General features: G+C 60.1%; 4 protein-coding genes. 3 read left to right on the top strand and 1 reads right to left on the bottom strand.

What is annotated here, in order from left to right; genetic code table 11:
* On the bottom strand, positions 1-1,462 hold a 1,462-nt coding region (locus ACP5VX_RS06400; RefSeq protein ID WP_428725054.1), incomplete at its 3' end, for an ABC transporter substrate-binding protein.
* A gap of 99 nt (positions 1,463-1,561) precedes the next feature.
* On the opposite strand from ACP5VX_RS06400, the gene ACP5VX_RS06405 reads away from it, so the two are divergent.
* From ACP5VX_RS06405 to ACP5VX_RS06415, 3 genes are all read left to right on the top strand, one after another.
* Positions 1,562-2,572 carry an ABC transporter permease gene (locus ACP5VX_RS06405; protein WP_428725055.1) on the top strand — a complete coding sequence of 337 codons (1,011 nt, stop codon included), beginning with the start codon at positions 1,562-1,564 and terminating at the stop codon, positions 2,570-2,572.
* Positions 2,573-2,576: 4 nt separating this feature from the next.
* Positions 2,577-3,404 (top strand): ABC transporter permease, encoded by an 828-nt coding sequence (locus tag ACP5VX_RS06410; RefSeq protein ID WP_428725057.1) that lies wholly within the window; start codon positions 2,577-2,579, stop codon positions 3,402-3,404.
* 1 nt (position 3,405) lies between these two features.
* Positions 3,406-3,947 (top strand): ATP-binding cassette domain-containing protein (locus tag ACP5VX_RS06415; RefSeq protein WP_428725056.1); only part of this gene is annotated, 542 nt, incomplete at its 3' end.

Consider the following 3,947-nt stretch of genomic DNA (forward strand, 5'->3'; position numbering starts at 1 on the left):
CGTCCTCCGCGAGGATCCTCTGGACCTGTACGTACAGCGCCTCCCTCTCGGACTGGCTCGTCTTGACCATGGCCTCCCTGAGCAGGTTGTCCACGGTCGGGTTCGCGTAGCCCGAGCCGGTCCACTTGTTAGCCGTGCTCAGCAGGAAGGGAGAGAGGAAGTCGTCGGGGTCGATGTAGTCGGGGTACCAGCCGAACAGGCTCAGCATCATCCTCCCGTTCCTAGCGTTGTCCACGTACGTAGCCCACTCGGCGCTCTTGACCTCGACCTGTATCAGGCCCGTCGCCTCGAGCTGGCTCTTGATCAAGGTGGCGACGTCCGCCTCTGTGTCCCCGTAGTGGGTCGGTGTGTACCAGAGCTCCAGCTTCAGCTTGTTCGACTCGCTGTACCCGGCCTGCCTCAGCAGCTCCCTCGCCAGCGTCAAGTTGGGGCCGGGGCCGTAGGCGTCCTTGAAGGCGTCTATGTGGCTCCACATGCCGGCCGGTACGAGGCTGTAGAGAGGCGTCATGGTGCCGAAGAACACCCTCTCGGCGATCTCGCTCCTGTTGAGGGCCGCCGCAATAGCCCTCCTGACGAGCACGTTGTCGACGGGGCTCATCTTGGTGTTGACTATTATGTACCTTATGAAGGAGCCGGGTATGCTCTCCACGACGAAGTTGGGGTTGCTACCGAGCGCGACGTAGTCCTGGGGCCTTAGGGTCCTCCAGGCGATGTCCACTTCGCCGTTCTCCAGCGCGAGCCTCAGCGATGTGGCGTCCCTGTAGAACTTGATCACGACGGTCTTGGTCTTCGGTTTCTCGCCGTAGTAGTAGGGGTTGGCCTCCAGGACTATGTACTCGTCCCTCTTGAAGTCCTTAATACAGTACGGCCCCGCCCCACCCCACGTCGCGTCGCTCACGATCTTGTCGTCGGGGTAGTTCGGGCTCACAGGGAAGTACGGGGGCGTGGCCACTAGCGCGAGGAAGTAGCTCGCCGGGGTCTTGAGCTTGAACTTGACCGTGAAGTTGTCGAGCGCGACCACGTCGTCCACGAACTCGGTGACTAGCCAGGAGGGGTCTCCCTGGATCTTCATAACCCTCTTAACGCTCCTCACCACGTCCTGGGCTGTCACCTGCCTCCCGTCGCAGAAGTACACGTTGTCCCTCAGCTTGAACACCCATTCAGACCCGTCGGCCGAGACGCTCCAATTCACCGCTATACCCGGTACCAGCTGGTCTGTGCCGGGCTTGTACTTCACGAGCCCGTCCATAATGTTGGTCAAGACCTCCCAAGTGAAGAAGTCGTAGGCGTTGGAGGGGTCGAGGTCTGTCACCTTGTCCGTGACCCCTATAACGATCTTCTCGGCGTAAGCGGGCGTTGTAGTCGTAGGCTGGGCCTGCCTGATCGCGAGGTAGTAGTACGAGGCGACGGCCACGGCGGCCACTAGGACGACGGCTACGGCGATGAATATTCCTCTACGCATCAAACCCCCACCACTTTTCCGATTAAGTAATAGTCCGTTCGAGTTAAAAGCATATTTGTGATAAACATTGGTGAACCAGATTACCGGGTGAGTAATGGCGTGGGTTTGCTTAGATATGTGGCTATAAGAGGTACGTTGATCATACCCACAATCCTTATCCTCTATACTTTGGTCTTCATAGTCCTCAGAATCCTGCCGGGCAACCCCGTACTCGCCGCCCTGGGCACGAAGAACATACCGGAGGAGCAGTTGAAGGCCATCATGGCGGAGCTGGGCCTCGACAAGCCCCTCTACATCCAGTACTTCGAGTACCTCGCCAACTTCCTGAGGGGCGACATGGGGATGTCCATGGTTGTGAGGGGTAGGCCTATAGCAAGCGACATAGCCGACAAGCTCCCAGCCACGCTGGAGCTGACCGTCTGGAGCATCCTCGTGAGCCTCGTTATCGGTGTGGGGACCGGATACCTGGTCGCTAAGCGTAGGAGCAGGTACCTAGAGGCCTTCGCGAGGGTCTTCGGCTCGGTCGTGTTCGTGGTCTTCATACCCGCGCTCGGCCTGGCCCTCCAGCTGGTCTTCTCGAGCTACCTCAAGATACTGCCGACCGGCGGGAGGATATCGAGCATCGAGGGCTTCAAGCCCATTACAGGGATCTACACACTCGACGCGCTACTCGAGTTGAACCCCCGCGCCTTCGTAGACGCCCTCTCCCACCTGGTACTGCCGTCTGTCACACTCGGCCTCGTCATCTCCGGGCCATACATCAGGCTGGCCCTAAACAACCTGGAGGCCGTCATGTCGTCTAAGATGGTAGACGCGTACAGGTCGAGGGGGATCAGGGAGGCGAAGGTCGTAAGGCACGCTTTCAAGCACGTCTTGATCCCCATAGTCACCTACACGGGTTTACAGTTCTCGCTCTTGATGGGAGGCGCTGTCTTGACCGAGACGACCTTTAACTGGCCGGGTATTGGGACATACCTCGTCGACAAGGTCATGTACAGGGACTACACGGCTATACAGGCCGTTATACTGATCTTCGCCTTCATAGTCGGCTTGACGAGCCTCATCGTGGACGTGGTCTACGCCTTGATCGACCCGAGGGTGAGGTACTAGGGTGGTGGGGTTGAGGCTCGCCCACGTATTCAGAGACGCCTACATAGCCACGGGCCTAGCAATAATAATCGTCTTCGTAGTACTCGCGCTCCTAGCCGACGTTATAGCCCCCTACTCCCCAGTCGAGTCCGTAGCAGCGCCACTCCAGCCGCCCAGCCCCGAGCACATAATGGGGACAGACAACCTAGGCCGGGACATCTTCTCGAGAGTTGTCTACGGGTCTAGGATAGTCCTGGCGATCGTCGCCCTCTCCATCGCGCTGAGCGGCTTCGTGGGTACCCTCCTAGGCCTCGTGAGCGGCTACCTCGGCGGTCTGCTCGACAGGGTGCTGTCCTTCGTCATGGACTCGATATACGCCTTCCCATCCCTCATACTCGCCATAGCCCTCTCGGTGGCCTTGGGGCCGAGCCCCGTGAACGCCGCTGTAGCGATAGCCGTCGTCTACGTGCCGACTTACTTCAGGATGATCAGGGGCCAGGTCCTCAGCGTGAAGAACGAGGGGTTCATCGAGCAGGCCCGCGTACTCGGCTTGCCCCCCTCGAGGATCGTGGTGAGGCACATACTACCCCACGTCTCGAGGACCATGATGGTGGTCTTCAGCATGAACAGCGCCGACGCCATCTTGACGGAGGCCGCACTGAGTTTCATAGGCTTGACAGTCCAGCCCCCGACCCCGGACTGGGGGTTCGACTTGTACAAGGGGAGGGGCTTCGTCCTGGACGGCAAGTGGTGGCTCATGGCCTACCCTGGCCTCTGCATAACACTCCTGGCCCTGGGCTTCGCCCTCGTGAGCGAGGGTGTCTCGAGGATAACGGGTGCGAGGTTGAGGTAGGTTGCCCGGCCACGTCCTAGAGGTCGAGGACTTGTGGGTTAAGTACTACACGCTGAGCGGGGTGGTGCACGCGGTCTCCGGCGTGTCCTTCAAGCTGAGGAGAGGCGAGATGCTGGCGGTGGTGGGCGAGAGCGGTAGCGGGAAGTCCACACTAGCGTACGCTCTGATGAACATGGTCCCGAAGCCGGGTAAGATCGTAAGGGGGCGCGTCTTACTCGGCGGCACGGACCTGTTGACCCTCACGCCAGAGGAGCTCAGGAGGGTGAGGGGGAGCAGGATATCCATAGTCTTCCAAGACCCGTTCACCACTCTCGACCCCCTCAGGAGGGTCGTCGACCAGTTCACCGAGTTCCTCATGGAGCACGGCCTCGACAAAGCCGCGGCGCTGCGTGTAGCGAGAGAGTACACCGAGGCCGTCGGACTGCCGAGGCGAGTGCTCGAGTCCTACCCGCACCAGTTGAGCGGGGGGCAGAAGCAGAGGGTGGCTATAGCGATGGCGATCAGCCTCAACCCCGAGGTGGTCATCGCGGACGAGCCCACTAC

The sequence above is a fragment of the Thermogladius sp. genome (assembly GCF_049970955.1).
In the GTDB taxonomy this organism is placed as follows: domain Archaea; phylum Thermoproteota; class Thermoprotei_A; order Sulfolobales; family Desulfurococcaceae; genus Thermogladius.